Below are 25,235 nucleotides of genomic sequence, written 5' to 3' on the forward strand. Positions count from 1 at the left end.
CCTCACGCGTCGTCCTCGCCGGCGGCGGCTTCGTCCCCTCGCGGCGACCGACCGGCGGCCGCCGTCTCGGACGCATGGTCGGCCACGCTGCCGGAGGGCATGTACAGCACGACGGCCGCGAGCCCCAGCGCGACGAACCCCAGTCCCAGCACGAAGGCGCCGTGGATCCCTTGGGCCAGCGCCTGCCGGAGCACTTCGTGTCCCGCCGGACCCAGCCGCGCCTGCGATCCCGCATCGAGCATCGCCTGCGGGTCGCCGATCGTGGGCAGGCCGAGCCGCACGCGCGCCGGCAGGTGCGCCAGCCGCGCGTCGAGGATGCCGACCAGCACCGCGCCCTGCGCGCTCACGCCGATCGCGCTGCCGAGATTGCGCGTAAAGATGTTGATCGACGTGACGATGCCCCGCAGCGGGCGCGCGACCGCGTTCTGCATCGCGATGATGAACATCGTCGCCGTGAGCCCCATGCCGCTGCCCAGCACGATCATGTCGGCAAAGACGACGGTGGCCGTCGCGTGGACGTCCAGGCGCGTCAGGAGCAGCGACCCGGCGGCCAGCAGGGTCATCCCGCCCGTGGTCACCGGCCGGTAGCCCCACAGGAGCGCGAGGCGGCCGCCCACGATGCTCGACACGGTCCACATCACCATGTAGGGCATCAGCGCTTCCCCGGCGGTCGTGGCGCTCTTGCCGGTCACGGCCTGGACGAACAGCGGCACGTACGCCGTGGTCCCAAAAATACTTATGCCCAGCAGGAACCCGCCGAGGCACGCCACGGCGATGATCCGGTTGCGGAACAGGCTGAACGGCAGGAACGGCTCTTCGGCGCGCATCTCTACGCGCGCGAAGAGCAGCAGGAGCGCCACGCAGAGGACGGCCAGCCCGGCCGCCTGCACGGAGAGCCACGCGAACTCGTGGCCGCCCCAAAACATCAGCAGCAGCAGGACGATCGAGGCGGCGGAGAGCAGGCTGATGCCGGCGTAGTCGATCGACGCGCGGGCGGCGGTCCTGGACTCGTGGAACGCCAGCGTGAGGATCAGCGTCGCGACGAGACCGGCCGGCACGTTGATGAAGAAGATCCACCGCCACGCCCCGTGGTCGGCGAGAGCGCCGCCGACCAGGGGCCCGACGACGGCGGCGAGGCCCCACACCCCGCTGAACATGCCCTGGATGCGCAGCCGCTGTTCGAGCGGGAAGAGGTCGGCGATGATCGTGAGCGCGATCGGGAGGACCGCGCCGCCGCCGATGCCCTGCAGCAGCCGGAAGAACACGAGCTGCCCCATCGATTGCGAGAGCCCGCAGAGCGCCGAGGCCCCGATGAAGCCGAGGATGCCGATCAGGTACACGCGCTTGCGGCCGTGGATGTCCGCGAGGCGGCCGAAGATCGGCGTCGTCACCACAAAGGCGATCTGGTAGGCCGCGAAGACCCACGAGTAGAGGGCCAGGCCGCCGAATGCGCCGACGATCGTCGGCAGGGCCGTCCCCACGGCCGTGGCGTCCATCGCCGCGAGGAACATGCCGAGCATCGCCGCGACCGTGACGACGGCCCGGCGGCTCGGCGCGGGCGATCCGGCCTCGTCGCGGCCGCGGCCGGCGGTTACGACAGCCATCCCAACCGTCCCGGGACCATGATGCTCCGCGGATCGTATTGCGCCCGCAGGCGGCGCATCAGGTCGACGGCGGGCGGCGCGGCTCCCCACACCGGCAGGCGCGGCTTGAGCGCGGGCGGCGCGACTTCGACGACGGCGTAGCCCTCGGGCGCGTCCGGTACTTGGCCGTCGGCGGCCCGCCCGAGGGATTCGGCCAGCGCCGTCGCCCGGTCCGGCCCGGCCGCCACGTAGGTGAGTCCGATACCGGCGTGCGCCAGCACCGCGGCGGGCGGATCCCCGGGGACCGCGTGGGCCGCGCCGGCGACGTCGATCCATCGCGTGATCGGCGTACCGACGCGGAAGACGACGCCGCCCGGATGCGTGGCGGGCGACGGAAATCCTGCCACGGCCCGCCACAGCGCCTCGTGCGCCGCGCCGGAGTGCACCTCGAGGACGGCGTCCGGCCCCCCGGCGGCCGCGGTCAGCGCGCGCATCTCCTCGACGTGGCGCCGGCGGCTCTCTTCGAGGCCTTCGGCCAGGAGCAGCACCCCCCATCGCCCGGCCCGCGCCTCGATCCCCGCGGCCCGCCCCAGCATGACGAGGGTTTCCGGGCTCGCGGCCTCGAGCGCGGAGGGGAGCAGGTACGACCGCATCACCGCGGTGGTGAGCGCGTGCGCCGCCGCGGCGCTCGGCAGGGTGACGAGGACCGTTACGCCGTCGCCGGGCAGCGGCAGGATCTTGAACGTCACGTCGGTGATGACCCCGCACGAGCCGAGCGAGCCGATGAACAACTTGCCGAGGTCGTACCCGGCGACGTTCTTCACGACCTTCCCGCCGGCCTTGATCACCTCGCCCGTGGGCAGCGCGACGCGGATGCCGATGACGAGATCGCGGATCGCGCCCCACAAGAGGCGGCGGGGACCGTTGCGGTTCGCCGCGACGAGGCCGCCGATCGTGGCCGCCTCCGCGCCGGGCGGATCGAGCGGGAGCCACTGCCCGTTCGCCGCGAGGGCCCGCTGCACGTCGCGGAACGGCGTGCCGGCGCGGACCGCGACGACGTAGTCGGCCGGCGTGTAATCCGTGATCCCGGTGAGGCGCGTCGTCTCGATGACGAGGTCGGCGCGCTCGGGTGGATTGCCGAGATGCTGGTGCGCCCCGCCGCCGCGCGGGATCACGCCCGCGTTGGTGTCCGCGGCTGCGGTCAGGAGGGCGGCGACCTGCTCGGGATCCGCGGGCGCCGCCCCCAGCGCGGGGCGTACGCCGTCGATCTGCCATCCGTCAAGGCGGCCCGGGTCTGTGGTGACGTGGGCGTCCCCGACGATGCCGCGGACGCGCGCGGCCAGGGCGCCGCCGACCGCGTCTTGGGTGTGAGACACGCCGGTCACGCCGGGCCGGGCGGCCCCGGGGCGCGCTCCGGATCGCCGGCGGCGTACGCCCGGTCGAGCAGGTCCACGACGTGGCAGGCTTCCATCGGCAGGCCCCGGGCGCGGATGCCGGCCGCGAGCTGCAGGAGGCATCCGGGGTTCGGGGCGACGAGGAGATCGGCGCCGGTCCGGGCGACGGCGCGCATCTTCTCCTCGAGAATCTGCCGCGAGTAGCCGGGCTGCACTACGTTGTAGATGCCGGCGCTGCCGCAGCAGCGGTCGGCCCCCTCCATCTCGACCAGCTCGAGCCCGGGGATGCGGCGCAGCAGATCGCGCGGCTCGCGGCGGATGCGCTGGCCGTGGGCGAGGTGGCAGGGGTCCTGATAGGTGGCGCGCGCCCGGATCTCACCGAGGGAGCCGGTGAGGCCCAGGTCGGCGAGGAACTCCGTCGCGTCCCGGCACAGCCGGCTGTACGCGTCCGCCCGCGCCATGTACGCCGGGTCGTCGTCGCGGAACAGCACCGGATATTCCTTGCTCGCGACCCCGCAGCCCGCCGCGTTGATGACCACGGCGTCGACGCCCGCGCGCAGGAACACCTCGATGTTCCGGCGGGCCATCTGCTGCGCGGCCGTGCGTTCGCCGTTGTGGATGTTGAGGGCGCCGCAGCAGGTCTGCTCCCGCGGGACGACGACCTCGCACCCGTTCCGCCGCAGCACGCGCACGGTGGCCTCGTTCGCCCCCGGAAAGAGGACGCTCATCGCGCAGCCGCTCAAGAAGCCCACGCGCGCGCGCCGCGGCCCGATCGCGGGGAAGACTTCCTGCGCCGGCGCAAACGGGGCATCCGGGACTTCCGGCAGCAGGGCTTCCATTTCTCCGAGCCGCTTCGGCATGAGGTGCAGCCGGCGGAGCGCGCGGCCGAGCCCGCTCCGCTGGTAGAGACGGAGCAGCCCCGCCGCGGCGCGCAGCCGCCGGGGGTGCGGCATCAGGTGCCGCAGCGCCGCGAGCGTTACGCGGCGGGCCAGCGGCGAGCCGGTGGGGCCGATCTCCGCGCGCGCCGCTTCGATGATCGTGCCGAAGTGGACGCCGGCGGGGCAGGCGGTCTCGCAGGCGCGGCAGCCGAGGCAGACGTACATGTGCTCCTCGAGCCGCGCATCGATCGGAATGCGTCCCTGCGCCGCGGCCTCGATCAGATGGATCCGGCCGCGCGGCGACTCGGTCTCCACGCCCAGCATCCGGTACGTCGGGCACGCCGGCAGGCAGAACCCGCACTGAATGCACTTGTCGAGCTCCGGGATCAGCAGCCGCGGGATCGGCTGGGCGGCCGCCCGGCCGTGCGGGCCGCCGTCACGCGGCGCGGTCCTGCCTGCGCGGGCGGGGGACGCCATCGCGCTCAGATCCACAACCCCGACGCCGCAAGGCGCGGCGGGCGGCGGGTGAGGAGTTCCCCACAGGAGACGGGGGTCGGGAACACCTTGAAGGGGTTCATGCAGTCCTCCGGGTCGAACGCCGTCTTCAGCCGCCGCTGCGCGCCGAGGTCGGCCTCGGTGAAGATCCACGGCATGTAGTTGTTCTTTTCGAAGCCGATGCCGTGCTCTCCGCTCAAGGTCCCGCCCGCCGCCACGCACGCGGTGAGCATCTCCTCGCTGGCCCGCATCACCCGCTCGGTTTCCCCGGGGGCCGCCGCGTCGTAGGGGATGAGCGGGTGCAGGTTGCCGTCGCCGGCGTGAAACACGTTGGCGACCCGGATGCCGTGGCGCCGCGCGATCTCGACGATCTGATGCATGATCGCCGGCAGTTGGCTCCGGGGGACGACGGCGTCGTGGAGGAAGTAGTTGGGGGCCAGGCGCCCCATCGCCCCGAACGCGCCCTTGCGGGCCGCCCAATACAGAAGCCGTTCCTGGTCGGTCCGCGCCGTGCGGACCTCACGGGCGCGATTCGCGCGGCACAGGTCCTCGACGGTGCGGGTGCACCGTTCGAGGCCTTCCCGGACGCCCTCCACTTCGATCAGCAAGACCGCGCCCGCGTCGAGGGGGAGCCCCGCGTGCACCGCGGGCTCGACGGCCTGCGCCGTGAGCTGGTCGATCATCTCGAGCGAGGTGGGCCCGATACCCGAGGCGATGATGTCCGCCACGGCCTGGCTGGCGTCCTCGATCGTCTCGAAGATGCCGAGCATCGTCCGGACCGTCTCGCGGCGCCGCAGCAGCCGGACGGTCGCGGCCGTCACGATGCCGATCGTGCCCTCCGACCCGACGGCGAGGCCGGTGAGATCGAGCCCCGGCTCGTCCGGCCCACGGCCGCCCAGCCGCGCGACCGAGCCGTCCGCCAGCACCATCTCGAGCCCGAGCACGTGGTTGGTCGTCACGCCGAAGGCGAGCGTGTGCACGCCGCCGCTGTTGTTGGCCACGTTGCCGCCAATGCTGCACGCGGACTGGCTGCTCGGGTCGGGCGCGTAGAAGTACCCGTCGCCCTCGACCGCGCGCGTGACGTCGAGGTTGATCACGCCCGGCTGCACGACCGCGGTCCGGTTCTCGAGGTCGACGGCGAGGATCCGGCGCATCTTGCTCATCGCGACGACGATGCCGCCGATCGGCGTGATCGCCCCGCCGGACAGCCCGGTGCCCGAGCCGCGGGCCACGAGGGGGACGCCGAACCGGCCGGCCGCGCGCACGAGGGCGGCCACGTCGTCCGTCGACTCGGGGAACACGACGAGGTCCGGCAGGGCGGCCAGGACCGACCCGTCGTACTCGTAGGCCAACAGGTCGACCGGCTGCGCGAAGACCCGCTCCCGGCCCAGCGCGTCGACGAGGGCGCCGATGAGGGCGTCGCGGTCGGCAATACGGCAGCGCAACTCGGCGAGGCTCACGGTCCACTCAGTATAACAAACGCGGGCGCGCGGAGGTCACGGCAGGAGGCGCATCAACGTCTCCGCGCACGCCACGGCGGATCCCCACCCGGCGCCACCCTCCTCGTAGTGCCACCACGCGGACAGCACCGCCTGGGCGACGCCCCAGCCCGCAACGCGGTGCCGGTCCAGGCCGAGCTCGGCGGCCAGCAGCTCGACGCGGCGCTGCTGCACGGCCGAGTTCAGATAGAGGTCCGGGGACGGGTTGCGCAGCAGCGCGCCCACGTCGTACGCGGGCTCCGCGGCGAGGCCCTTGGGATCGATCGCGAGCCAGGAGCGCCGCGTGGCCGACAGGATGTTGAAGTGATGGAGGTCGCCGTGCACGAGCACCGCGGGTGCTGCGGACGCCGGCAATTCCTCGAACAACGCCTCCGCCGTCTCGACGAGCCGCGCATCGAACGGACCGGTGCCGCCGTCGAAGCGCCGGCGCAGGCGCCGCAGTCCCGCGGCCCAATGCGCCGCCGCCGGAAAGGTATGCCCGGCCGGCAGCGGCCGCCACAGATCGCGCATTACCCGGGCGGCGATGACCGTCGCCTGGTCGTCGTCCACGGCGTCCGACAGTTTGGACGCCGGCCGCACGCGCTCCAGCAAGAGCATCCCCTGTTGTTCGTCCGCGTCGAGCAGCTCCACCGCGGCCCCGCCCGCGTACACTCGAAGGGTCCGGATCTCGCTTTCGAGCTCCGGACGCGGCACGCCGATCTTGACCACGACGTCGCGGCCCTGGGCGGTGAGGGCGGGGGCCACGTAATTAAAGGAAAGTTCGAACGATTCCTCGGCGATGCGAACGTGCCACCGGCGCTCGCACTCCTCGATCAGCGACGGAAGGGACTCCAGCCACGCGGCTCCTTCCGGGAATGCGCCGCGCACGGTCCGCCGGAATCCTTCCGGGAGGTTGTGGTCCGGCATCTCCGGTAAGACATTCCGTGACGCCGGGCCGCGTTCATGCCGGGACCCGCCGCCCGGAAGGAGACCCGGCCGGCCGACTCGGAAACTCTGCCGCGATGCGGATCTTCACCATCGGTCACTCGACGAGCTCCTTCGACGAACTCGTCGCGGCGCTGCGCGGGTTCGGGGTGCGCACGCTCGTCGACATCCGGACGGTGCCGCGCTCGCGCCACGTGCCGCAGTTCAACGCCGAGACCTTGCGTCGGACGCTGCCCAACCGGCGCATCCGCTACCGGCACGTGCGCGCGCTCGGCGGGTTGAGAAAGGCCCGCGCGGACTCGAGCAACACCGCGTGGCGGAACGCGAGTTTCCGTGGGTTTGCCGATTACATGGAAACGCCGGAGTTCGCGGAGGCGGTCGACGGGCTGCGCGCGCTGTCCCGCGAGGCCGGCCCGGTCGCCATCATGTGCGCCGAGGCGGTGCCCTGGCGGTGCCACCGCTCGCTCGTCGCGGATGCGCTGGCGGCCGGGGGGGACGAGGTCGTGCACATCATGGGTCCCGGCACCGGGCGTCTGCACTCTCTGACGCCGTGGGCGCGGGTGGCGGGCGGGCGGGTCACCTACCCGGGACCGCCGCCTCCGCCCGCGCGGGCCACGCGCCGTCCGTCATCTCGCCGCGACGCCCGCGTGCCGCGCGCCGGCCCAGGTGCGTCAGGCGGGCGGGCGAAGGCGAAGCAGGGTGCGCTTTGGAAATAGACCGGCGAGTTCCATTCGAGCGCGCAATGCGGGAGGCTCCCATGGAGACCGAACATTCCTACGCGATCGATCTCGACGCACGGTTTGGACCGCTGGAACTGATCGACGTGCAGGCGCTGGTCGATACGTGCGCGCAGCCCTGGTACAACCAGACGCTCTGCCGGGTCAACGACAGCGTCGTGCGACTCGGCGTGGTGCACGGCGATTTCCACTGGCACAAACACGACCGGGACGACGAGTTCTTCTACGTCGTCGACGGGCGATTCGTCATCGATCTGGAGGGCCGCAGGGTCGAACTCGCCCCCCGGCAGGGCTTCATGGTGCCGAAGGGCGTGCTCCACAGGACCAGCGCGCCGGAGCGTACGGTGATCCTCATGGTCGAAAACGCCGGGATCAGGCCGACGGGCGACTGACGCCTTCGGCCGGCGCACGATGCGGCAGGTCCCCGCAGGTCTGGCGATTCTGATCGCGATCGGTCTGGGGCTTGGTCTGTCGGGTCCGGCGCCACGGTCGGGAGCGGCTTCGCCGGACGCCGCGACGATCGGCCGGTGGGAGCCGCGCCCGCCTGCCCTCACCGATCGGTCCGAGGTCGCGGGCGCGGCGCTCGGGGATCACATCTACGTCGTGGGCGGCCTCACCGCGATCGGCGTGACGGCCGACGTTCAGGAATACGATCCGGCCGCAAACCGGTGGCGGGCGGTCGCACCGCTGCCCCAGGCGGTCCACCATCCCGCCGCCGCTGCGCTTGACGGACGGCTCTATGTGATCGGCGGCTTCGTCGCCCGCGACCGTTCGATCTGGCATCCCATCAACACCGTGTACGAGTACGATCCCCGCACGGACCGGTGGCGCACGCGGGCGTCGATGCCGAGCGCACGGGGCGCGCTCACGGCGGTTGCCGCCGGAGGGCGCATCTACGCCGTAGGCGGTACGGCCGGCCGCGATACCGGTGCGATCGAAACCTATGATCCCGCGACCGACACGTGGAAGCGATTGCGCTCCATGCCGACGCCGCGCAATCATCTTGCCGCCGTTGCGCTGGACGGACGAATCATCGTCTTCGGCGGCCGCGTCGGCGAGCCGGCGCGGAACGTCGGTACGGTTGAAGCGTACGATCCCACGACCGACACCTGGCAGACGCGGGCGCCGCTCCTCACGCCGCGCAGCGGACTCGGCGCGGCGGCCGTCGCCGGACGCGCGTACGTCATGGGCGGCGAATTGGGTCGCCCGGGCACCTATCCGGAGAACGAGGAATACGACCCAACGACGGACCGATGGACGCCTCGCGCGCCGATGCCGTCGCCCCGCCACGGCCTGGCCGTCGTCGGCGTCGGCGGACGGATTTACGCGCTGAACGGCGGGCCCCGTCCGGGCGGCACCTACAGCAACGTGAACGAGGTGTACTTCCCGCCGCGATAATCCGCTCGATCGTGCGCTTCCACGTCCGCGCGCGTGATGCGCATGAGATACACGGCCGGGGAGGCATCCGGCGGGGCCGCGGCCGGAACACGCCGGAACCCCGCCTTCTCGTATGCCCGAATGGCGACGCGGTTCCGGGGCGACGGGTCCACGTAGCACGCGTCGACGGCCTCGTCGGCGAACACGATCTTCCGGAGGAAGGCCTCGAGGATGCGCGGCCCGAGCCCGCGTCTCACGTAACGGGCGTCGCCGATGAAGAGGTCCAGGCCGACGCCGGACCCCGTGTCGTGCAGGCCCCACGTGCCGCCGGCGATGCGATAGAGTTGGATGTAGCCGATCGGTGTCTCGTTCCGGTCGATGAGGTACGGCACCGCGTCGTGCGTCCCGCTCACCCGAGGGAGGTATTTCGCGCGCACCTCGTCGAGCGTCGGACCCGGGCGGTCCCACCACTCGAGCACGTGCGGCGTGTTCAGCCAGCGATGAAGCAGCGGCAGATCGGATTCGGCGAGGCGCCGAAACGAGATCCGGTCGGGCGTATCGTGAGACATGGCAACTCCACCTGGACCGCGCGATCGGCGCCGCGGGCGCGCGACGGCGGTGCCGGGAAATTTCCCACGCGGCGCGGCATGGCCTGCCTGGCGGCGCGGGCCCGAGGAGGCGTCCCACATGGACGTGAGCATCTGGGAGGCCATGGCGGCCTGGTATGACGCCAAGCAGGGCGACGACGGCGATCTCTGGCACCGGACGCTCATCGATCCCGCGCTGCTGCGGGTGGTCGGCCCGGTGGCCGGCCGGCGCCTGCTGGACCTGGCCTGCGGGAACGGATATCTGGCGCGCCGGCGAGGACCACGTCGCGAACACGCCGGCCTACCACCGGCTGCTCTCGTGGTACGTCCGGACGCTTCGGACGGCCGGATTCGTCATCACCGCGTTTGAAGAGCCGGAGCCGACTGAGGAGTTCCTGGCCGGCTCTCCCGCGGGACCGTGGATTGCGGAGATTCCGTTGCACTGTGTGCTCGAAGCGCGCCTGGAGGCGACGACTCCCGAACGCGCGACCGACGGCGGGGCCAGCGCGGAATAGCGCCCGGCCAAGGCCCGGATAGACGTCGGGGACCGCGGGGCGGTGGAGACCCGGCCGGCGTCGAATCTCCGCCGCGCTCAGGATGCCTGCTCAGGGGGGAACGACATGCCGTCGAACGCCTACCGGCGGTCTGCGGGGTCCGCCGCGCTTGCCGCGGCGGTCACCACGTTTGTGTACTCGGTCGCATTCGTCGTGGTCACGCCGGCCGCGCCGCACGCCGGCCGGACGCTGGCCGCCCTGTGTCTCGGGCTCGGCGCCATCTTCTCGACCGCCGTCCTGGTCGGCATCTACGAGGCCGTGCGGGAGATCGATCCCGCCAAGGCGTTATGGGGCCTGCTGCTCGGGATCATCGGGGCGGCCGGCGCGCTCGTCCACGGCGGCTACGATCTCGCGGTCGCCGTCGGCCCCGCCTCCGGCGCCGGTGTTCCGGCCGGCGCGCTGAGCCCGGTCGATCCGCGCGGTCTGCTCACCTTCGGCGCGAGCGGAGTCGGGCTCGCGGTCCTGGCCGGACTGATGGCGCAGACGTCGTCCGGGAGCCGGGCCGGCGCGTTTCCGGGGCCCCTTGCCGGGCTCGGGTATCTGCTCGCGGTGCTGGAGATCATCTTGTACGTCGGCCGGCTCTTGATCGTGACGCCGGCCAACCCTCTGATCGTGGTCCCGGCGCTTCTCGCGGGGTTCGTCGTCGGGCCCGCCTGGTATCTCTGGCTCGGGGTGGTCTTCCGCCGCGCGCGCGCGTAAACGCCGAATGTTGCAGGGGCGGCGGGCCCGGTCGTCAGGCGCCCGAGCCGGCCAGGGCTCCGGTCGCGATCATCTGCGCGAGGCGCTCGATCCGCTCCGCGAACATCTTCTCACCGAGCTCCGCAGTCGACCCGCGCGCGTCCCCGAGGATGCCGGTCGGGCTCATGGTGTCCATCGGCGGCGGCACCTTCGATCGCCACCGGATCGACGCGTCTCCGGTGAAGCCTTCGCAGGCCTTGTCCATCTGCACGAGATCGGGGCGATGGGCCAGCATCAGGGACGTCTCTCCCTGGGCCGCGTGCACGCCCAGTTTTGTCATGTCGAGGCCTTCGCGCGCCGCGAACGCCCGCGTGTGCTGCAGCCATTCGTCGAAGTCGGTCACCGCGGAGATCCGTAGGGCCGCGTGCTCGTCCCGCAGGCGCGGCAGCGCGCCGCGCAGCGCGCGGTAGTTGCCGCCGTGGCTGCACAGCAGGATGATCTCGCGGAACCCGTGGCGGGCCAGCGAGCGGCAAACGTCCTGGATCACGGTCTCGAGGGTCGCCTCCTCGATGCTCACGGTTCCCGCCATCGGGAGATGCCCGGCGGAGTACCCGAGCGAGACGACGGGTGCGACCAGCGCGTCGCCGAGCCGGCGCGCGAGTCGGACGCCGGTCGCGTACCCGAGGTAGGTGTCGGTGCCGATCGGCAGGTGCGGCCCGTGCTGCTCCATCGCTCCGAGCATCACGATCACGCGGCGTTTGCCCGCGGCGATGGCGTCCCGTACTTCCGGCCAGGTCATCTCCTCGATCAGCACCGTGTCGCGCATCTCCGAGTCCTCCTGGGGCCGGCGCAGGCATCGGTCCGGCACTCACGAACACGACTTCGCGACGGCCGCGCATCACTCCCCGCGTCCGCGGCCGGCCGTGACCCCGAGATTCTCGAGGAGGCGCGCATGACGGACGGTAGGCGAGATCGGGCGGTGGCGGCGCTTCGGGCGCATCTTGCGACGATCGCCGACCTCCGGGCGGCGACCGCGATTCTGCGGTGGGATCAGGAGACGCAGATGCCGCCGGGCGGGGCGGAAGGCCGCGCCCTCCAGCTGGCGACGCTCGCGCGCCTCGCGCACGAACTCCTCGTGTCGGACGAGACGCGCCGGCGGCTCGACGCCGCCTCCCGCGCCGCCGACGGCGCCGAGCCGGGATCGGACGAGGCCGCCCTTGTCCGGGTCACCCGCCGCGATCTCGACCGGGCCGCGAAGCTGCCGGCCGACTTCGTCGCGGAACAGCGGCGCGTGACGGCGGTCGCGACGCACGTGTGGCAGGAGGCGCGGCGGGCCGACGACTTCGCCGTGTTTCGTCCGCACCTCGAGCAGGTCGTGACGCTTGCGCGGCGCGAGGCGGACTACATCGGGTACGCGGACCATCCCTACGACGCGCTGGTGGACCGGTACGATCCTGGAATGACCGCGCGGGAGCTCGAAGCGCTGTTTCGCCGCCTGCTCGACGTGATCGTGCCGCTCGTTCGGGCGATCGCGGCGCGGGCGGGCGCGGTCGACGCCGGCGTCCTGGACGCGGACTTCGACGAGGACGCGCAGCGGGCGTTCGCGCTCGAGATCGTGCAGACCTTCGGCTACGAGACCCGCCGCGGGCGGCTCGACCTGTCGGCGCATCCCTTCTCCACCAAGTTCCACCGCGACGACGTACGCATCACCACGCGGTTCGGGCGGCGCTTATCGGCCGTGTTCGGCACCTTTCACGAGTCGGGGCACGCGATGTACAGTCAGGGAACGGCGCCGGCCCTCGAACGCTCGCCGTTGTCGGAGGGCGCCGGCAGCGGCATCCACGAGTCGCAATCCCGGATGTGGGAAAACCTCGTGGGCCGCAGCCGCCCGTTCTGGCAGTACGCGTTCCCCCGGTTGCGCGAGACGTTTCCGGCGCAGCTCGGCCGGACCGACGCCGAGGCGGTGTACCGGGCGGTCAACCTCGTGGAGCCGGGACTGATTCGGGTCCGCGCCGACGAAGCCACCTACAACCTGCACGTCATTCTTCGGTTCGAGCTTGAGAAGGCGCTGCTGACCGAGGAGCTCGCGGTGCGGGATCTGCCGGAGGCGTGGGGCGGCAAGATGCGCGCGTACCTCGGCGTAGTACCGCCCACCGATACGGACGGCGTGCTGCAGGACATCCATTGGTCTAGCGGCCTCGTGGGGTCGTTCCCGTCGTACACGCTCGGCAACGTGGCGTCGGTGCAGTTGTTCGAAGCGGCCTGCCGGGCGCATCCCGCCGTTCCGGCGGAGATGCGCGAGGGCCGGTTCGAGACGCTCTATGGGTGGATGCGCGAGCACGTCTATGTGCACGGGCGCAAGTTCCTGCCTGCCGAGCTGCTGGAGCGCGCCACGGGCCGCGCGCTGACCCCGGAGCCGTACCTCCGCTATCTGCGCGCCAAATTTGCCGAACTCTACGGCCTCGAATCCGCGCACGGCGGGGACGACAAGCCGTCGGGGCCCGGTGCTCCAGAGTAACGCGGCCCTCCGAGAGAGCGTCCGGCCGGGCCGGCCGGTTTAGATCTTGAGGCGCGGGTCGAGCACGTCGCGCAGGCCGTCACCCAGCATGTTGACGCCGAGGACGGTGAGCATGATGGCGAGGCCGGGAAAGGTGGCGATCCACCAGGCGTCGCGCAGGTAGTCGCGGCCCTCGCTCAGCATCCGGCCCCACTCCGGCGTCGGCGGCTGGCTGCCGAGCCCGATGAACGAGAGGGCGGCGGCCGCGAGGATCGCCGTCCCCATGCCGAGCGTGCCCGCGACGATCACCGGCGCCACGACGTTCGGCAGAATGTGGCGGACGAGGATGATCGGGACCGGGACCCCGGTCACCCGCGCGGCCTCCACGTACAGCTGTTCCTTCGCGACCAGGACCGACCCGCGCACCAGCCGCGCGTACACCGGGATGCCCGCGATCCCGACGGCGATCATGAGGTTGCGCAGGCTCGGGCCCAGCACGCTGACGATGCCGAGCGCGAGCAGGATGCCGGGAAACGCCAGCATCACGTCCACGGCCCGCATGAGGAGCGCGTCCGCGAGCCTGCCGTAGTAACCGGCGAGGAGGCCGATCGCGGTGCCGGCCGTCGCGGCGATGCCAACCGAGATGAGCCCGATCGTGAGCGAGATGCCGGAGCCGTGCACGACGCGGCTGTAGACGTCGCGGCCGTACTGGTCCGTGCCCATCGGATGCCCGGGGCCCGGCGCGGCCAGTGCGTTGGCGACGTCGATGCGGATCGGGCTCACCGGTGCAAACGCGTATTGGAAGACCGCGATCACGACCAGCGACCCGACGATGACGAGGCCCGCGACCGCCCCTTTGTGCCGGCGGGCGCGCCGGACGGCCACCTGCCAGCGTGCGCGCGGCAGGCGTCCCCGCGCCCCGCCGGCGGGCGCCCGGACCGCGTCCACCGCGGCGAGCGGTCTACCCATCCGACCGGCGCCCGGCGTGCGCGCGATCACCCGTAGCGAATCCGGGGATCGATCGCGGCATACACCACATCGACGGCCAGGTTGATGAGCACGTAGGCGACCGCGACGAACAGCACGATGCCCTGCACCAGCGGAAAGTCCTTGTTGAGAATCGCGTTGACGAGCAGCCGCCCGACGCCGGGCCGGCCGAAGACGGTCTCGATGACCACGGTGCCGGCGAGCAGCTGCCCGGCCTGCAGTCCGAAGATGGTGACGATCGGAATGAACGCGTTGGCCAGCCCGTGACGCAAGATCACGGAGGCGCCGGCAAGGCCCTTGGCCCGCGCGGTGGTGATGTACTCCATCCGCAGCACCTCGAGCATGCTGGACCGCGTGAGCGCGGCCGTGATCGCCGCGGCGCCGGTGCCGAGCGCCACGGCCGGCATAATGAGGTGCTGCAGGCCGCCTCCGCCGGTGGCCGGCAGCAGCTCGAGGTGCAGCGAGAAGACGAAGATCAACAAGAGGCCCAGCCAAAACGACGGCATGGAGACCCCGAGGCGCGCCGCCATCATCGCCCCGACGTCGGCCCAGGAGTTCTGGCGGATCGCGGCCACGAGGCCGAGCGAGACGCCGAGGGTGCCGGACAGCACCAGCCCGGCGACGGCGAGCTGCAGTGTGGACGGGAACAACTCCATGATCTCGGTCGTGACGGGCCGCCGGTCGCGAATCGACTCGCCGAGGTCCCCCCGCGCGGCATTCCACACGAACCGGCCGTACTGCTGCGCGAACGGCTCGTTGAGGTGCAGTTGCGCCCGCATACGGGCGATCTGCTCCGGGCTCGTCACGAATTCGCTCAGCATCATCTTGACCGGATCGCCGGGGATGAGGTACAGCATCGAGAACACGGCGAGCGTGACGCCGAAGACGACGGGGACCGTCGCGAGGAGCCGTGCGGAGATGTAGCGGAACACGCTTACGTGTTGCGGACGACGGGGTTGCCGCCGAGGAGAACCATCGCCGGACGCCGCAGGACCGCGAGGTTCTCGAGCGGATCCCCGGCGACCGCGATCATGTCGGCGTGGAGGCCTTCCCGCAGCGCGCCCACCTCATGGGCGATCCCTATGGCCGCGGCCGCCCCGGACGTCGCCTCGGTGAGCGCCTCTGCCGCGGACGCCCCGGACTCGTGCAGCAGCTCGAGCTCGGTCACGAGGCCGTCGAACGGGGTGAAGCGCCAGCCGGCATCGGTGCCGGCGACGTAGCGCACCCCCGCCCGCCGCATGCGCCGGGCATGATCGAGGTTGGCATCGTTCATCCGCCGCCACCGTTCCACGGCGGCCCGGTCTTCCCCCGTCGCCTCCGCCCGGGTCGAGAGTGCGCCGACCAGGAAGTGTCCGACGCACAGGGTCGACGTCACCGCCACCTCCCGCTGCGCGACGGCGTCGGCCACGTCGGCCTCGAACCGCGAATGCCCCTCCGCGTCGGTGATGAAGAGCGCGTGTTCGATGTGGTCCGTCCCCGCGGCGATCGCGTTCCGGGTCGCCTGGGCGCAGGTGCAGTGGATGCCGACCCGGCGGTTGAGCCGGTGGGCCTCGTCCACGGCGGCGCGGAGCTCCTCGACCGTGTACGACGGCCGGGACGAGTCCGTCCCGCGGGTGCCGCCGCCGCTCCCCATGATCTTGATGTAATCGACGCCGGCCTTGGCGAGCGCGCGGACCATCCGGCGCATGCCCTCGGGGCCGTCCGCCTCTCCGCCGAAATACCAGCAGTGCCCGCCGGTGATCGTGACGGGACAGCGGCACAGGTGCAGCCGGGGGACCTGGACGTACCCGAGGCGCTGGGCCCGCCGGAGATGCAGTGTGGTGTCGCGCATGCCGCCGCAGTCCCGCAGCGTGGTGATCCCGGCGCGCAGCGCGGCCTGGGCGTTCCGGAGCGCCGTCGCCAGCAGCACGCCGTCCGGCTCCCGCACGGAGTCTTCGAACGGCGTCCCGTCGCCGGGCAGCACCAGGTGTACGTGCGCGTCGATCAGCCCCGGCAGCAGCGTGTGGCCGGAGAGGTCGAGATGGGGCGTCCCGGCGGGCCAATCGCCGGGCGGCCCCGCACCACCCAAGACGCTGTGGATCATCCCGCCCCGCACGACGACCGTGGGATCCTCAATGGGCGGGCGGCCTGTCCCGTCGATCAGGCGGGACGCGCGGACGACCAGCCACCCGGGGGGAGCGGTCACGGCGCTATTCGGCAACGACCGTGTCGCTCACACGGCCTACTTGCCGATCGTCACATCGCCGAGCACGGGGTACGTCGAGAAGTTGTATTTCGTATCGTGCACGGTGTTGCGGATCACCCAGACGGACAGCTCGTCCACGAGCGGGATCGAGACGGCGTCGTTCATGAGGATCGTCTCCATCCGGTCGTAGATCACGCGCCGCTTCGCCGGATCGAACGCCGCGCGGCCATCGGCGATCAGCCTGTCCACTTCCGGATTCGCGTAGCACGACCAGTTGAAGTTGCCGCCGACGTTTTGCGAGGCGAACAGCGCGTACAGCCCGTCCCAGTCCGTGGAGCGCAGGAACATCACCGGGCCGTTGGTGGCGCAGTGGTAGTTGTCCTCGTACCACGGCGGCCGCGCCTGGCTCTTGATCTTGGCGTCGACGCCCAGCTGGAGCAATTGCCCCTGCAGCAGCTCGATCTCGGGCAGGTTGCCGCTGCCGTAGTTGATCGAATTGATCTCGATCGTGAGCGGCTGGCCGTTCTTGGTCCGGATGTTGCCGGGGCCCATCTTCCACCCGGCTTCGTCGAGCAGCGCCGCCGCCTTCTTCGGATCGTACTTGTACTTGGCGCACAGCGCCGGGGTGCCGAGCGTGTGCTGGGTGAGGGGCGCGCACGCCGCGGTGCCGGTTCCCCGGAAGACCGAGTCGACGAACGCGGCGCGATTGAGCCCGTAGAGGAGCGCCTGCCGCACCTTCACGTCGTTGGTCGGCGGCCTGCGGACGTTCAGGAGCCAGATCCGCGGCGCGCCGGGATACGGGTTCTTCTCCACGCGCAGGGCCTTGTTGCCCTCCAGGCGCCGGAGCACCGAGGCCGGCGTGTTGAGGAAGCTGATCATCTGCGTCTCGCCCGATTCCACCGTCGTGACGCGCGTGCCGGACTCCGGGATGAACTTCCACACGATCCGGTCGACGGCCGCCGGGCCCTGGCGGGTGCTGTACGGCGGCTTGCGGTTGTACTCGGCGTTGCGGACCAGCGTGACGTGGTCCTTGGCGACGTACTCGCTGACGGTGAACCGTCCGCTCCCCACCGGCTTCTGGTTGACCGCGTCGCCCTGCCCCGGCGTGGTCTTCGGCGAAATGAGCGACAGGGTCCCCCCGGAGACGTAGGTGAGGAAGGGCGCGTAGGGTTCTTTGAAGTTCACCCGGACCGTGTAGGGATCCACGACCGTGGACCCGGCGTAGCCCGTCAGCGCGAGCAGCGCGCCGCCCGCTTTGAAGTTCGGGTTGACGATGCGGTCGAAGTTCCACTTCACGGCCGCCGCGTCGACCGGAGCGCCGTCCGAAAACTTCGCGTCCTTCCGCAGCGCGAACGTGAACGACTTGCCGTCGGGCGCGGCCTTGTACCCGGTGGCCAGCCACGGGAGCAGCTTCCCGCCCAGGTCCTGGTACAGCAGGTTCTCCGCGACGTCCGTGATGATCTGGTAGGTCACGGCCGACGGCGACGCGGCCGGATCGAGCGTGGGCGGCTCCTGGTCCAGGCCGACGGTCAGCGTGCCCGGCGCGGCGCCGAGCGCCGGCGGACCGGCGCCGACGGCGGCGAGGGCGAGCAGCGTGAGGCAGAGCACGACGTGTCGCCACGCCGCGGGCAATCGACTCAAGGCGCACCTCCCTGGGCTCCGGTGGGACTGGCCACCGGGATCTTCGTCTCCCGGAGATACCGGGCCGCGTCCTCGGGCGGCACCGTATTGATGTAGAACCCGGACCCCCACTCGAACCCCGCGACCTGCGAGAGGCGCGGCAGCACCTCGATGTGCCAGTGGTAGAAGTGGTCAACCCTGGCGTCGTACGGGGCGGTGTGAATGATGTAGTTGTACGGCGGGTTGGCGAGACAGGCGTGGATCCGTCCCAGGACGGCCTGCACGGTCTCGGCGAGCGGCCGCAACTGCACGTCTTCGAGCGCGCCGAAGCTCGCGGTGTGGCGGCGGGGAAGGATCCAGAGCTCGAACGGGCACCACGACGCGTACGGCGCGAAGGCGACGAACTCGTCGTTCTTCCACACGAGCCGCCGACCGTTCCCTTCCGGCCCTTCTCCCACCTCCTGACGGAGGATGTCGCAGAAGACGCAGCGGCCTTCGCGCGCGAAGTAGGCCTGGGCGCCCTCCAGTTCTTCCTCCGCCCGTTTCGGCACGATCGGCATGGCGATCAACTGCGAGTGCGGATGCGCGAGCGACGCGCCCGCCTGCCGGCCATGGTTGCGGAACAGCAACAGGTACTTGAAACGCGGGTCGCCGTCGAGATCGCGGTAGCGCTCGCGGTACATCCACAGGACCGACGCGAACTGATCCGGACTCATCACCCCGGGATGCGCCGCGTGCTCGGGCGTCTCGATGATGACCTCGTGGGCGCCGACGCCACCCATGCCTTCGAACATGCCCTCCCAGGTGACGTCTGTCGATCCCTCGATGCGGAGCGCCGGGTACTTGTTCGGGACGACCCGCACCTGCCAGCCCGGCGTGTCGGGTGCGGTCCCCGGCCGGCGAATCGCGACGATCTCCGGCGGGGTGGTGCTCTCGTGGCCTTCGCAGAACGGACACGTCGATGACGGCGCGGCGAGCGGCTCGTTCTTGGCGAAGTCGCTCGGGCGGGCCGCCCGCTCGTTGGCGACGATCACCCACCGGCGGGTGATCGGATCTTTGCGCAGCTCGGGCACGGCATCCCTCCGTGGTTGGGACGGCATCGGGTGCGGCGCGGAGGCCTAGGTGGGCGCGCCGGCGCGTTTCGCGGCGATCGCGCGCCGGTACGTCTCCACGTACCGCCCGGCCGCGCGCCCCCACGAGAAATCTTGCCGCATTCCGGTCTGCATGAGACGCGTCCACACCCCCCGGTTGCGGAACGTCGCCAGCGCGCGCTCGAGCGTCGCGCGCAGCGCCTCCGCGGCGTAGGCCTCGAAGACGAAGCCGTTGGCCGTCCCGCGGGCGACGGCATCCGGCGCGGCGTCCACGATGGTGTCGGCCAGTCCGCCGGTCTTGCGCACGACCGGGACCGTGCCGTAGCGTAGACTGTACAGCTGATTCAGACCGGACGGCTCGTACCGCGACGGCATGAGGAACATGTCCGCGCCGGCCTCGATCCGGTGGGCCAACGCGTCGTCGAACCCCAGGGTGACCGAGACGCGGCCGCGATGGCGCTCGTGGAACGCTTGGAAGATCTCGTGATACTTGGGCTCGCCGGTGCCGAGCAGCGCGAACTGCGCTCCGCGCGCGACGAGCCGGTCGAGGACGGCGGCGACGAGGTCGAGGCCTTTCTGGTCGGCGAGCCGCGTGATCATGCCGACTGTGGGGACGTCCGGGGTCTCGCCGAGGCGCAGGGTGCGCTGCAGGTCCTGCTTGCAGACCGCTTTGCCCGCGAGGTCGTCCGGCGTGTAGCGCGCCGCGAGGTGCCGGTCGGTCGACGGATCCCATGCGCTGTAGTCCACGCCGTTGAGAATGCCGGTGAGATCGGCGGCGCGGTCCCGCAGCACGCCGTCCAGGCCGCAGCCGAACTCCGGCGTCTGAATCTCGCGGGCGTACTGTTCGCTCACGGTACTCAGCAGGTCGGCGAAGACCAGCCCGCCTTTGAGGAGGTTCACCTTGCCGAAAAACTCGAGGCCCTGCGGCGTGAAGACCCGCCGCGCGAGGCCGGTGACCGGGAAACGGTCGGGTGGAAACAGCCCCTGGTATGCGAGGTTATGAATGGTAAACAGGGTCGCCGTGCGCTCGAGGCCGGGGGCCCGGGGCTCCTCGCGCAGCCACACCGGCAGCAGGGCCGTCTGCCAGTCCTGGCAATGCAGGACGTCGGGGCTCCATCCGAGGTGCCGGAGCAACGCGAGCACGCCGCGGCCGAACACGGTAAACCGCTCGAGGTTGTCCTCGTAGTCGGTCCCGCCCTCGCCGTAGAGGCCCGGGCGTCCGAACGACGGGTCGTGCGCGATGAGATACACCGGGACGGCGGTCTCCGGCAGCCGCCCTTCGAGCAGTGTGACGTCGGCCGAGGTACCGCCGAGTGATACGGCGGCGCGGCCGATCGTTTGAAAGGCGAAGCGGGTCCGGTCGATGGACCGGTAGCCGGGCAGCACGATCCGCACGTCGCAGCCCCGCTCGGCCAGCGCCCGCGGCAGCGCGCCCGCCACGTCGGCGAGCCCCCCGGTCTTGGCGAACGGCACCGCCTCCGACGTGCAGAAACAAACGCGGACGTTCTCGTTCACGGCAGTCGCACCCGTATCGATCCGGCCGCGGCGCGGCCGTCGCCGGCGAGGTACGTCCCCGGCCGGAGAAACGTGACGTCGAGCGTGCCGCTGCTCCCATCCCGGAGCACGCCGGTGGAGGTCTCGATCCCGGGTCCCGTGATGGTCAACGCGCGCGGCACCCCCGACGTGTTGCGGACAACGAACCGCACCGAGCCCGGAAGCAGCAGCATGACGGCCGGATCGATGACGTCCGCGCCGAGGGTGATCTCGATTCGCTGTGATTCGGCGGCTCTGACGGGCGGTTTCCAGACGCCGCGGCCGGCGGCGAGCGCCGCGAGGCCGACAATGCCCGCGCACAGGACGCCGCGGAGCACGCCGCGGAGCACGCGCACTGCCGGCCGCCGCACCCGCCGCTCCGCCGTGGCCGATACTTGATGCGGAGCGCTCACGGCCTCGTGGCTTCGTCGCCACGCGGGGGCGGTCCTCCACCATTCACCATGCGCCAGTGTCGAGGTTGTTCCCATGGCAACCCGGCCGCAGCGTCCCACTCCGGACTGAGACGCGCCCGGAGAGCAGGAGGTTCTCCCCGCCGGACGTAAGGATACGCCGCGGCTCGGCGCGCGGGCAGGCAAGACAGGGGCCGGGGGGCCACCGGGGGGACCAGTCATGCGACAGGGTATGCGCGCGGTGGTAGGCGCGCTGATCGTGCCGGTGCTGTTGTTTGCGCTCGTCACGCCAGGCCGGCCGGCGGCAATGCCGGAGATCAAGATCGGTGCCGTCCTGCCGCTGACCGGCGCGTTCGGATCATCCGGCGGGTATTTCAAGCAGGGCTATACCCTGGCGATCGACGACGTCAACAAGGCCGGCGGCCTCGCGGTCGGATCGCAGAAATACCGCCTGACCCTCGTCATCCTCGACGACGGCAGCGACGGCACGCGCTCGCGCAGCCTGGTCGAGAAGCTCGTCACCGACCAGCACGTGAACTTCCTGCTCGGCGGTTACGATACGTCGCTCGTCGAGGCTCAAGAGGTCGTGCCCGACCAGTACAAGATCCCCTACGTCGAGGGCGGCGGCGCGGCGTCCTCGATCTTCAAGCGCGGCTATAAGTACATCTTCGGGACCCTGGCGACGGTCTACGATCTCGGCGCGATCACGATGAACTTCATCTCGGCTCAGATCGCGGCCGGACACCTGCCGAAGCCGCTCACGATCGCCGCGGTGTGGGAGAATACGGACCACGGCAAGGACTACATCGACGCGATCACGGATCAGGCGAAGGCGCACCCGGATCTGTTCAAGGTCGTGCTCAATCAGTCGTTCCAGCTCAACGGCAGCGACTTTTCGCCGCTGCTGCAGCAGGTCAAGGCGTCGAACGCGGCGGCGTTCCTCTCCGACGCGCACCTGCCGGATTTCATCACGATGCACCGCCAGTATCTCCAGGCCGGCCTCTACCACCAGTTCGTGTCGTACGGCGCGCGCGGGCCGGATCAGAAGGGCCGGCAGGCGCTCGGGCCCGGCGCCGACTATCTCGTCGCGGGGCTGTGGTGGACCCCCGCCCTCAAAGACCCGGCGTCGCAGCTGTTCACGGAGCGGTGGACGAAGGAGTATCACGTGACCCCGGACTGGTTCCAGGCGCTCGCGTTCGAAACGGCCCGGGCGCTGCTCGCCGGCATCGGCCAGGCCGGCGCGGTGGACGGCCCGAAGGTCCGCGACGCGCTCGCGCATCTTGTGCTGCGCTCGATGCTCCCCGGCGGCGTGATCAAGTTCCAGCCGAACGGCCAGGTGGCGACGCCCTACGTGATGGTGCAAAACATGCCCGGCAACACGGTGCGGATCATCTGGCCCCGGAACCTGCCGGAGACGCGGGCGGCGCTTCTGCCGATGCCGAAGCCGTAGCCCGGCGCTCGCCCGGCGCGAGGTGTTCACCGCTCAAAACCTGATCTCGATCTGCATCACGTCGATTTTGACGGCGGGCCTGTACGCGGTCATGTCGTACGGTCTCGCCATCATTTACGGCGTCATGAAGGTCATCAACCTCAGCAACGCGGGTTTTCTCATGCTCGGGAGCTTCATGGCGCTCGTCTACTTCCAGGCGTGGCACCTCGATCCGATCGCCGGTGCGTTTCTCAACATGCCGCTCTTCTTCGCCGCCGGCTGGCTCGTGTACGTGGCGCTGGTGCGGCGCGTGCGCCAAGCGCTCCCGATCGCGTCGCTGCTCATGCTGTTCGGGCTGTGGCTCGTGCTGCAGAACACCGCGCTCGCGGTGTGGGGCAGCGAAGACCAGTCGATCATCACGCGGTACACCTACAAGGCGCTGCCGTTCTTCGACTTTCGGGTCGCGTTGACGCGGCTCGTGGTCTTCGCCGTCGCGCTCGCCGTGATGGCGGTGCTCCATGTCCTGATCAACCACACCTACGTCGGCAAGGCGCTGCGGGCGACCGTGCAGGACCCGCAGGCCGCGCTGCTCGCCGGCATCGACACGGAGCGGATCAGCGCGCTCGCCTTCGGCGTCGGCACCGCCTTCGCCGGGTTCGCCGGCGGCCTCATGACCCTGCTGTTCAGCTTCACCCCCGACTTCGGCGCCCCGTTTCAGTTGAAGAGCTTCACGATCATCGTGCTCGGCGGGCTCGAGAACCTCGCCGGCGTGACGGTCGGGGCGGCGATCCTGGCGTTCGCGGAGTCGTTCGCGGTGCTCTTCATGCGGGCCAGCTTGCAGAACGTCGTCGCCTACGCGCTCCTCGTCGTCGCGCTCATCGTCATGCCGGGCGGCGTCGCCTCGCTGTTCGGGCGGCGCTCGTGACCCCGTCTGACGCGGGGCGGGCGGCCCCGTCTGACGCGGGGCGGACGGCCCCGTCCGGCGCGGGGCCGCGGATCCGCCCGGCGGCGTTTGCGGCCCCGGCCCTCGGGATCGCGCTCGCGCTGGTGCCGGTCTTCGCCCCGCGGAACATCACGCTGCTGAACCTCGGGTTCTTCACGTTCCTCTACGTCGCCCAGGGCCTCGCCTGGAACATCCTCGGCGGGTTCGCCGGGTACGTGTCGTTCGGCTACGCCGCGTTCTTCGGGCTCGGCGCGTACACCACCGCGCTCTTGTGGCTCGGCGGCTGGACGCCGGTGCTGACGTTTCCCCTCGCCGGCCTCGTCGCCGCGGCGTTCTCGCTGGTCGTGGGCGTGCCGACGCTGCGGTTGGCCGGGCCCTACTTCTCGATCGCCACGATCGGCGTCGGCGAGGCGATGCGGATCCTGATGCTCAACCTCGACCGGTTCACCGGGGGCGCCTCCGGGCTCAATCTGCCGACGGTCGTGCCGTCCAAGGCGTGGTTCTATCTCGCGGCCCTGGTCATGGCGGCGGTCGCCTACGTCACCGCGACGTGGATCCGCGGCTCGCGATTCGGCCTCGGGCTGGCGGCGCTGCGGATGGATCTGGAGGCCGCGGAGACGCTCGGCGTCCGCACCGCCTTGTTCAAGAATGTGGCGCACGTGATCAGCGCGTTTCTCGTGGGCGTCTGCGGCGGCCTCTTCGCGACCTATTTCCAGTACCTGCACCCCGACACCGTCTTCAGCTTCACGGAGAGCATCAGTCTCGTCCTGATCGCCCTCATCGGCGGCCTGGGGACGATATGGGGACCGATTCTCGGCGCCGCGGTGTTCTACGCGGTGCAGGACTACCTGCAGACCTCGTACCCTACGTTTCACCTGCTGGCCTACGGCGTGCTGCTGATCGTGATCCTGCTGTTCGAACCGCGGGGCCTCGCCGGGCTGGCGGCGCGGCTCTGGGGGCGACGGCGGGCCCCGGTCCCCATAGCGGTGGCGCCGCCGCTGCCCGGGATGATTGCTCCGCCATCGGCGGCCGCCGCCGTGCCCGGCGAAACCGGAAGCCACGAGCGGCCGGCATGACGGAGTCGCTCGTGCTGGAGCACGTCACCGTGCGGTTCGGCGGGCTCGTGGCCGTGGACGCCGTCAGTGTGGCGGTCGAACCCGGCAAGATCACCGGCCTCATCGGCCCGAACGGCGCCGGCAAGACGACGATCTTCAGCGTGATCAGCGGCCGGCTCCGCCCGACCGCCGGCCGGATCGTGGCGTTGGGCCGCGACATCACCGGCTGGTCGCCGCACGCGGTGTGCCGGCACGGCGTGTGCGTGACGCATCAGATCGTACGCCCGTTCGCCGACCTCTCCGTGCTGGAGAACGTCATGGTCGGCGCCGCGTTCGGCGGCGGCGCCCGCGTCGAGGCCCGGTCGGTGCAGACGGAGGCGATGGCCGTGCTCGAATTCGCCGGGCTGGCGGCGCGCGCCGATCTGCCCGCCGCGTCGCTTACCCTGGCGCAACGCAAGCGCCTGGAGATCGCCCGGGCGCTCGCGACCCGGCCGGCGGTCCTGCTGCTCGATGAGGTCCTCGCCGGCCTGACCCCCGCCGAAGTCGCGCAGGCGGCCGGACTCGTGCGCCAGATCTCGGCCCGCGGCACCACCATCGTGATGATCGAGCACGTGATGCACGCGGTGATGAATCTCTCGCACCGCGTGCTGGTCCTCAACTACGGCCGGCTGATCGCCGACGGGACGCCCGCCGAGGTGACCGGGAACCCCGAAGTGATCGAAGCCTATCTCGGCGTCGGCGCGCAGACGGGAGAGGAGCCCCTGCATGACTGAGCCTCC

24 protein-coding genes are annotated in these 25,235 nt (G+C 71.1%); 10 read left to right on the top strand and 14 right to left on the bottom strand.

Annotation, left to right across the window (positions count from 1 at the left end):
• Positions 1–2: 2 nt before the first annotated feature.
• The 5 genes from VGZ23_19650 to VGZ23_19670 are packed head-to-tail and all read right to left on the bottom strand — an operon-like array spanning position 3 to position 6,755.
• Complete coding sequence (locus VGZ23_19650) at positions 3–1,604, bottom strand: MDR family MFS transporter (protein HEV2359811.1); 1,602 nt, start codon at positions 1,602–1,604, stop codon at positions 3–5.
• Positions 1,592–2,959, bottom strand: a complete 1,368-nt coding sequence (locus tag VGZ23_19655) for an FAD-binding oxidoreductase (protein ID HEV2359812.1) — start codon at positions 2,957–2,959, stop codon at positions 1,592–1,594. The genes VGZ23_19650 and VGZ23_19655 overlap by 13 nt, the downstream gene beginning before the upstream one ends.
• Before the next feature lie 5 nt (positions 2,960–2,964).
• Positions 2,965–4,332 carry a (Fe-S)-binding protein gene (locus VGZ23_19660; GenBank protein HEV2359813.1) on the bottom strand — a complete coding sequence of 456 codons (1,368 nt, stop codon included), beginning with the start codon at positions 4,330–4,332 and terminating at the stop codon, positions 2,965–2,967.
• 5 nt (positions 4,333–4,337) lie between these two features.
• On the bottom strand, positions 4,338–5,810 hold the full coding sequence (locus tag VGZ23_19665) for an FAD-linked oxidase C-terminal domain-containing protein (GenBank protein HEV2359814.1): 1,473 nt from the start codon (positions 5,808–5,810) through the stop codon (positions 4,338–4,340).
• Between the two features lie 36 nt (positions 5,811–5,846).
• The gene (locus VGZ23_19670) at positions 5,847–6,755 is read right to left on the bottom strand and encodes an aminoglycoside phosphotransferase family protein (protein ID HEV2359815.1); all 909 of its coding nucleotides are present in this window, start codon (positions 6,753–6,755) and stop codon (positions 5,847–5,849) included.
• Between the two features lie 95 nt (positions 6,756–6,850).
• Here VGZ23_19670 and VGZ23_19675 point away from each other — a divergent pair, with 95 nt between their 5' ends.
• Genes VGZ23_19675 through VGZ23_19685 form a run of 3 tightly spaced genes read left to right on the top strand, consistent with a single transcriptional unit; the run spans position 6,851 to position 8,908 of the window.
• Entirely contained in the window at positions 6,851–7,489 is a 639-nt protein-coding gene (locus VGZ23_19675; GenBank protein ID HEV2359816.1) for a DUF488 domain-containing protein, read from the top strand.
• Between the two features lie 41 nt (positions 7,490–7,530).
• Positions 7,531–7,902, top strand: coding sequence for a cupin domain-containing protein (locus tag VGZ23_19680; protein HEV2359817.1), 372 nt, complete (start codon positions 7,531–7,533; stop codon positions 7,900–7,902).
• Between the two features lie 19 nt (positions 7,903–7,921).
• Positions 7,922–8,908, top strand: coding sequence for a kelch repeat-containing protein (locus VGZ23_19685; protein HEV2359818.1), 987 nt, complete (start codon positions 7,922–7,924; stop codon positions 8,906–8,908).
• Here the strand turns inward: VGZ23_19685 and VGZ23_19690 are convergent.
• Entirely contained in the window at positions 8,869–9,456 is a 588-nt protein-coding gene (locus VGZ23_19690; protein HEV2359819.1) for a GNAT family N-acetyltransferase, read from the bottom strand. The two genes, VGZ23_19685 and VGZ23_19690, sit on opposite strands and share 40 nt — an antisense overlap.
• Before the next feature lie 118 nt (positions 9,457–9,574).
• Here VGZ23_19690 and VGZ23_19695 point away from each other — a divergent pair, with 118 nt between their 5' ends.
• Together VGZ23_19695 and VGZ23_19700 are read left to right on the top strand one after the other, a co-directional pair.
• Complete coding sequence (locus VGZ23_19695; protein HEV2359820.1) at positions 9,575–9,844, top strand: hypothetical protein; 270 nt, start codon at positions 9,575–9,577, stop codon at positions 9,842–9,844.
• A gap of 250 nt (positions 9,845–10,094) precedes the next feature.
• Positions 10,095–10,727 (top strand): hypothetical protein, encoded by a 633-nt coding sequence (locus VGZ23_19700; GenBank protein HEV2359821.1) that lies wholly within the window; start codon positions 10,095–10,097, stop codon positions 10,725–10,727.
• A 34-nt stretch (positions 10,728–10,761) separates the two neighbouring features.
• Here the strand turns inward: VGZ23_19700 and VGZ23_19705 are convergent, their stop codons facing one another.
• Positions 10,762–11,532: a creatininase family protein gene (locus tag VGZ23_19705; protein HEV2359822.1), complete on the bottom strand. Its 771-nt coding sequence runs from the start codon at positions 11,530–11,532 to the stop codon at positions 10,762–10,764.
• Positions 11,533–11,658: 126 nt separating this feature from the next.
• On the opposite strand from VGZ23_19705, the gene VGZ23_19710 reads away from it, so the two are divergent.
• The gene (locus tag VGZ23_19710; protein ID HEV2359823.1) at positions 11,659–13,224 is read left to right on the top strand and encodes a carboxypeptidase M32; all 1,566 of its coding nucleotides are present in this window, start codon (positions 11,659–11,661) and stop codon (positions 13,222–13,224) included.
• 39 nt (positions 13,225–13,263) lie between these two features.
• On the opposite strand, the gene VGZ23_19715 is transcribed toward VGZ23_19710, so the two are convergent.
• From VGZ23_19715 to VGZ23_19745, 7 genes are read right to left on the bottom strand one after another with little or no spacing between them, the layout of a single operon-like run.
• Complete coding sequence (locus VGZ23_19715) at positions 13,264–14,172, bottom strand: ABC transporter permease (GenBank protein ID HEV2359824.1); 909 nt, start codon at positions 14,170–14,172, stop codon at positions 13,264–13,266.
• Positions 14,173–14,198: 26 nt separating this feature from the next.
• Entirely contained in the window at positions 14,199–15,122 is a 924-nt protein-coding gene (locus VGZ23_19720; protein HEV2359825.1) for an ABC transporter permease, read from the bottom strand.
• Between the two features lie 2 nt (positions 15,123–15,124).
• Complete coding sequence (locus tag VGZ23_19725; protein ID HEV2359826.1) at positions 15,125–16,375, bottom strand: amidohydrolase family protein; 1,251 nt, start codon at positions 16,373–16,375, stop codon at positions 15,125–15,127.
• Between the two features lie 36 nt (positions 16,376–16,411).
• Complete coding sequence (locus VGZ23_19730; GenBank protein ID HEV2359827.1) at positions 16,412–18,016, bottom strand: ABC transporter substrate-binding protein; 1,605 nt, start codon at positions 18,014–18,016, stop codon at positions 16,412–16,414.
• The gene (locus VGZ23_19735; protein ID HEV2359828.1) at positions 18,013–19,068 is read right to left on the bottom strand and encodes a DUF4931 domain-containing protein; all 1,056 of its coding nucleotides are present in this window, start codon (positions 19,066–19,068) and stop codon (positions 18,013–18,015) included. The genes VGZ23_19730 and VGZ23_19735 overlap by 4 nt, the downstream gene beginning before the upstream one ends.
• Positions 19,069–19,113: 45 nt before the next feature.
• Positions 19,114–20,601: a glycogen synthase GlgA gene (gene glgA / locus VGZ23_19740; protein ID HEV2359829.1), complete on the bottom strand. Its 1,488-nt coding sequence runs from the start codon at positions 20,599–20,601 to the stop codon at positions 19,114–19,116.
• On the bottom strand, positions 20,598–21,032 hold the full coding sequence (locus VGZ23_19745) for a hypothetical protein (protein ID HEV2359830.1): 435 nt from the start codon (positions 21,030–21,032) through the stop codon (positions 20,598–20,600). The genes glgA and VGZ23_19745 overlap by 4 nt, the downstream gene beginning before the upstream one ends.
• Before the next feature lie 217 nt (positions 21,033–21,249).
• On the opposite strand from VGZ23_19745, the gene VGZ23_19750 reads away from it, so the two are divergent.
• The 4 genes from VGZ23_19750 to VGZ23_19765 are packed head-to-tail and all read left to right on the top strand — an operon-like array spanning position 21,250 to position 25,229.
• The gene (locus tag VGZ23_19750; protein ID HEV2359831.1) at positions 21,250–22,479 is read left to right on the top strand and encodes an amino acid ABC transporter substrate-binding protein; all 1,230 of its coding nucleotides are present in this window, start codon (positions 21,250–21,252) and stop codon (positions 22,477–22,479) included.
• A gap of 22 nt (positions 22,480–22,501) precedes the next feature.
• Positions 22,502–23,383: a branched-chain amino acid ABC transporter permease gene (locus VGZ23_19755; GenBank protein ID HEV2359832.1), complete on the top strand. Its 882-nt coding sequence runs from the start codon at positions 22,502–22,504 to the stop codon at positions 23,381–23,383.
• Positions 23,380–24,477, top strand: coding sequence for a branched-chain amino acid ABC transporter permease (locus tag VGZ23_19760; protein ID HEV2359833.1), 1,098 nt, complete (start codon positions 23,380–23,382; stop codon positions 24,475–24,477). The genes VGZ23_19755 and VGZ23_19760 overlap by 4 nt, the downstream gene beginning before the upstream one ends.
• Positions 24,474–25,229, top strand: a complete 756-nt coding sequence (locus VGZ23_19765) for an ABC transporter ATP-binding protein (protein ID HEV2359834.1) — start codon at positions 24,474–24,476, stop codon at positions 25,227–25,229. The genes VGZ23_19760 and VGZ23_19765 overlap by 4 nt, the downstream gene beginning before the upstream one ends.
• Positions 25,230–25,235: the final 6 nt, after the last annotated feature.

The sequence above is a fragment of the bacterium genome (assembly GCA_035945995.1).
Lineage (GTDB): Bacteria > Sysuimicrobiota > Sysuimicrobiia > Sysuimicrobiales > Segetimicrobiaceae > DASSJF01.

What these genes read in the sequence shown, in the direction of transcription:
- VGZ23_19650 (HEV2359811.1), bottom strand. Translation starts at nt 1,604, where the DNA reads ATGGCTGTCGTAACCGCCGGCCGCGGCCGCGACGAGGCCGGATCGCCC.
- VGZ23_19660 (HEV2359813.1), bottom strand. Translation starts at nt 4,332, where the DNA reads ATGGCGTCCCCCGCCCGCGCAGGCAGGACCGCGCCGCGTGACGGCGGC.
- VGZ23_19670 (HEV2359815.1), bottom strand. Translation starts at nt 6,755, where the DNA reads ATGCCGGACCACAACCTCCCGGAAGGATTCCGGCGGACCGTGCGCGGC.
- VGZ23_19675 (HEV2359816.1), top strand. Translation starts at nt 6,851, where the DNA reads ATGCGGATCTTCACCATCGGTCACTCGACGAGCTCCTTCGACGAACTC.
- VGZ23_19680 (HEV2359817.1), top strand. Translation starts at nt 7,531, where the DNA reads ATGGAGACCGAACATTCCTACGCGATCGATCTCGACGCACGGTTTGGA.
- VGZ23_19685 (HEV2359818.1), top strand. Translation starts at nt 7,922, where the DNA reads ATGCGGCAGGTCCCCGCAGGTCTGGCGATTCTGATCGCGATCGGTCTG.
- VGZ23_19690 (HEV2359819.1), bottom strand. Translation starts at nt 9,456, where the DNA reads ATGTCTCACGATACGCCCGACCGGATCTCGTTTCGGCGCCTCGCCGAA.
- VGZ23_19695 (HEV2359820.1), top strand. Translation starts at nt 9,575, where the DNA reads ATGGACGTGAGCATCTGGGAGGCCATGGCGGCCTGGTATGACGCCAAG.
- VGZ23_19700 (HEV2359821.1), top strand. Translation starts at nt 10,095, where the DNA reads ATGCCGTCGAACGCCTACCGGCGGTCTGCGGGGTCCGCCGCGCTTGCC.
- VGZ23_19705 (HEV2359822.1), bottom strand. Translation starts at nt 11,532, where the DNA reads ATGCGCGACACGGTGCTGATCGAGGAGATGACCTGGCCGGAAGTACGG.
- VGZ23_19710 (HEV2359823.1), top strand. Translation starts at nt 11,659, where the DNA reads ATGACGGACGGTAGGCGAGATCGGGCGGTGGCGGCGCTTCGGGCGCAT.
- VGZ23_19715 (HEV2359824.1), bottom strand. Translation starts at nt 14,172, where the DNA reads ATGGGTAGACCGCTCGCCGCGGTGGACGCGGTCCGGGCGCCCGCCGGC.
- VGZ23_19750 (HEV2359831.1), top strand. Translation starts at nt 21,250, where the DNA reads ATGCGACAGGGTATGCGCGCGGTGGTAGGCGCGCTGATCGTGCCGGTG.
- VGZ23_19765 (HEV2359834.1), top strand. Translation starts at nt 24,474, where the DNA reads ATGACGGAGTCGCTCGTGCTGGAGCACGTCACCGTGCGGTTCGGCGGG.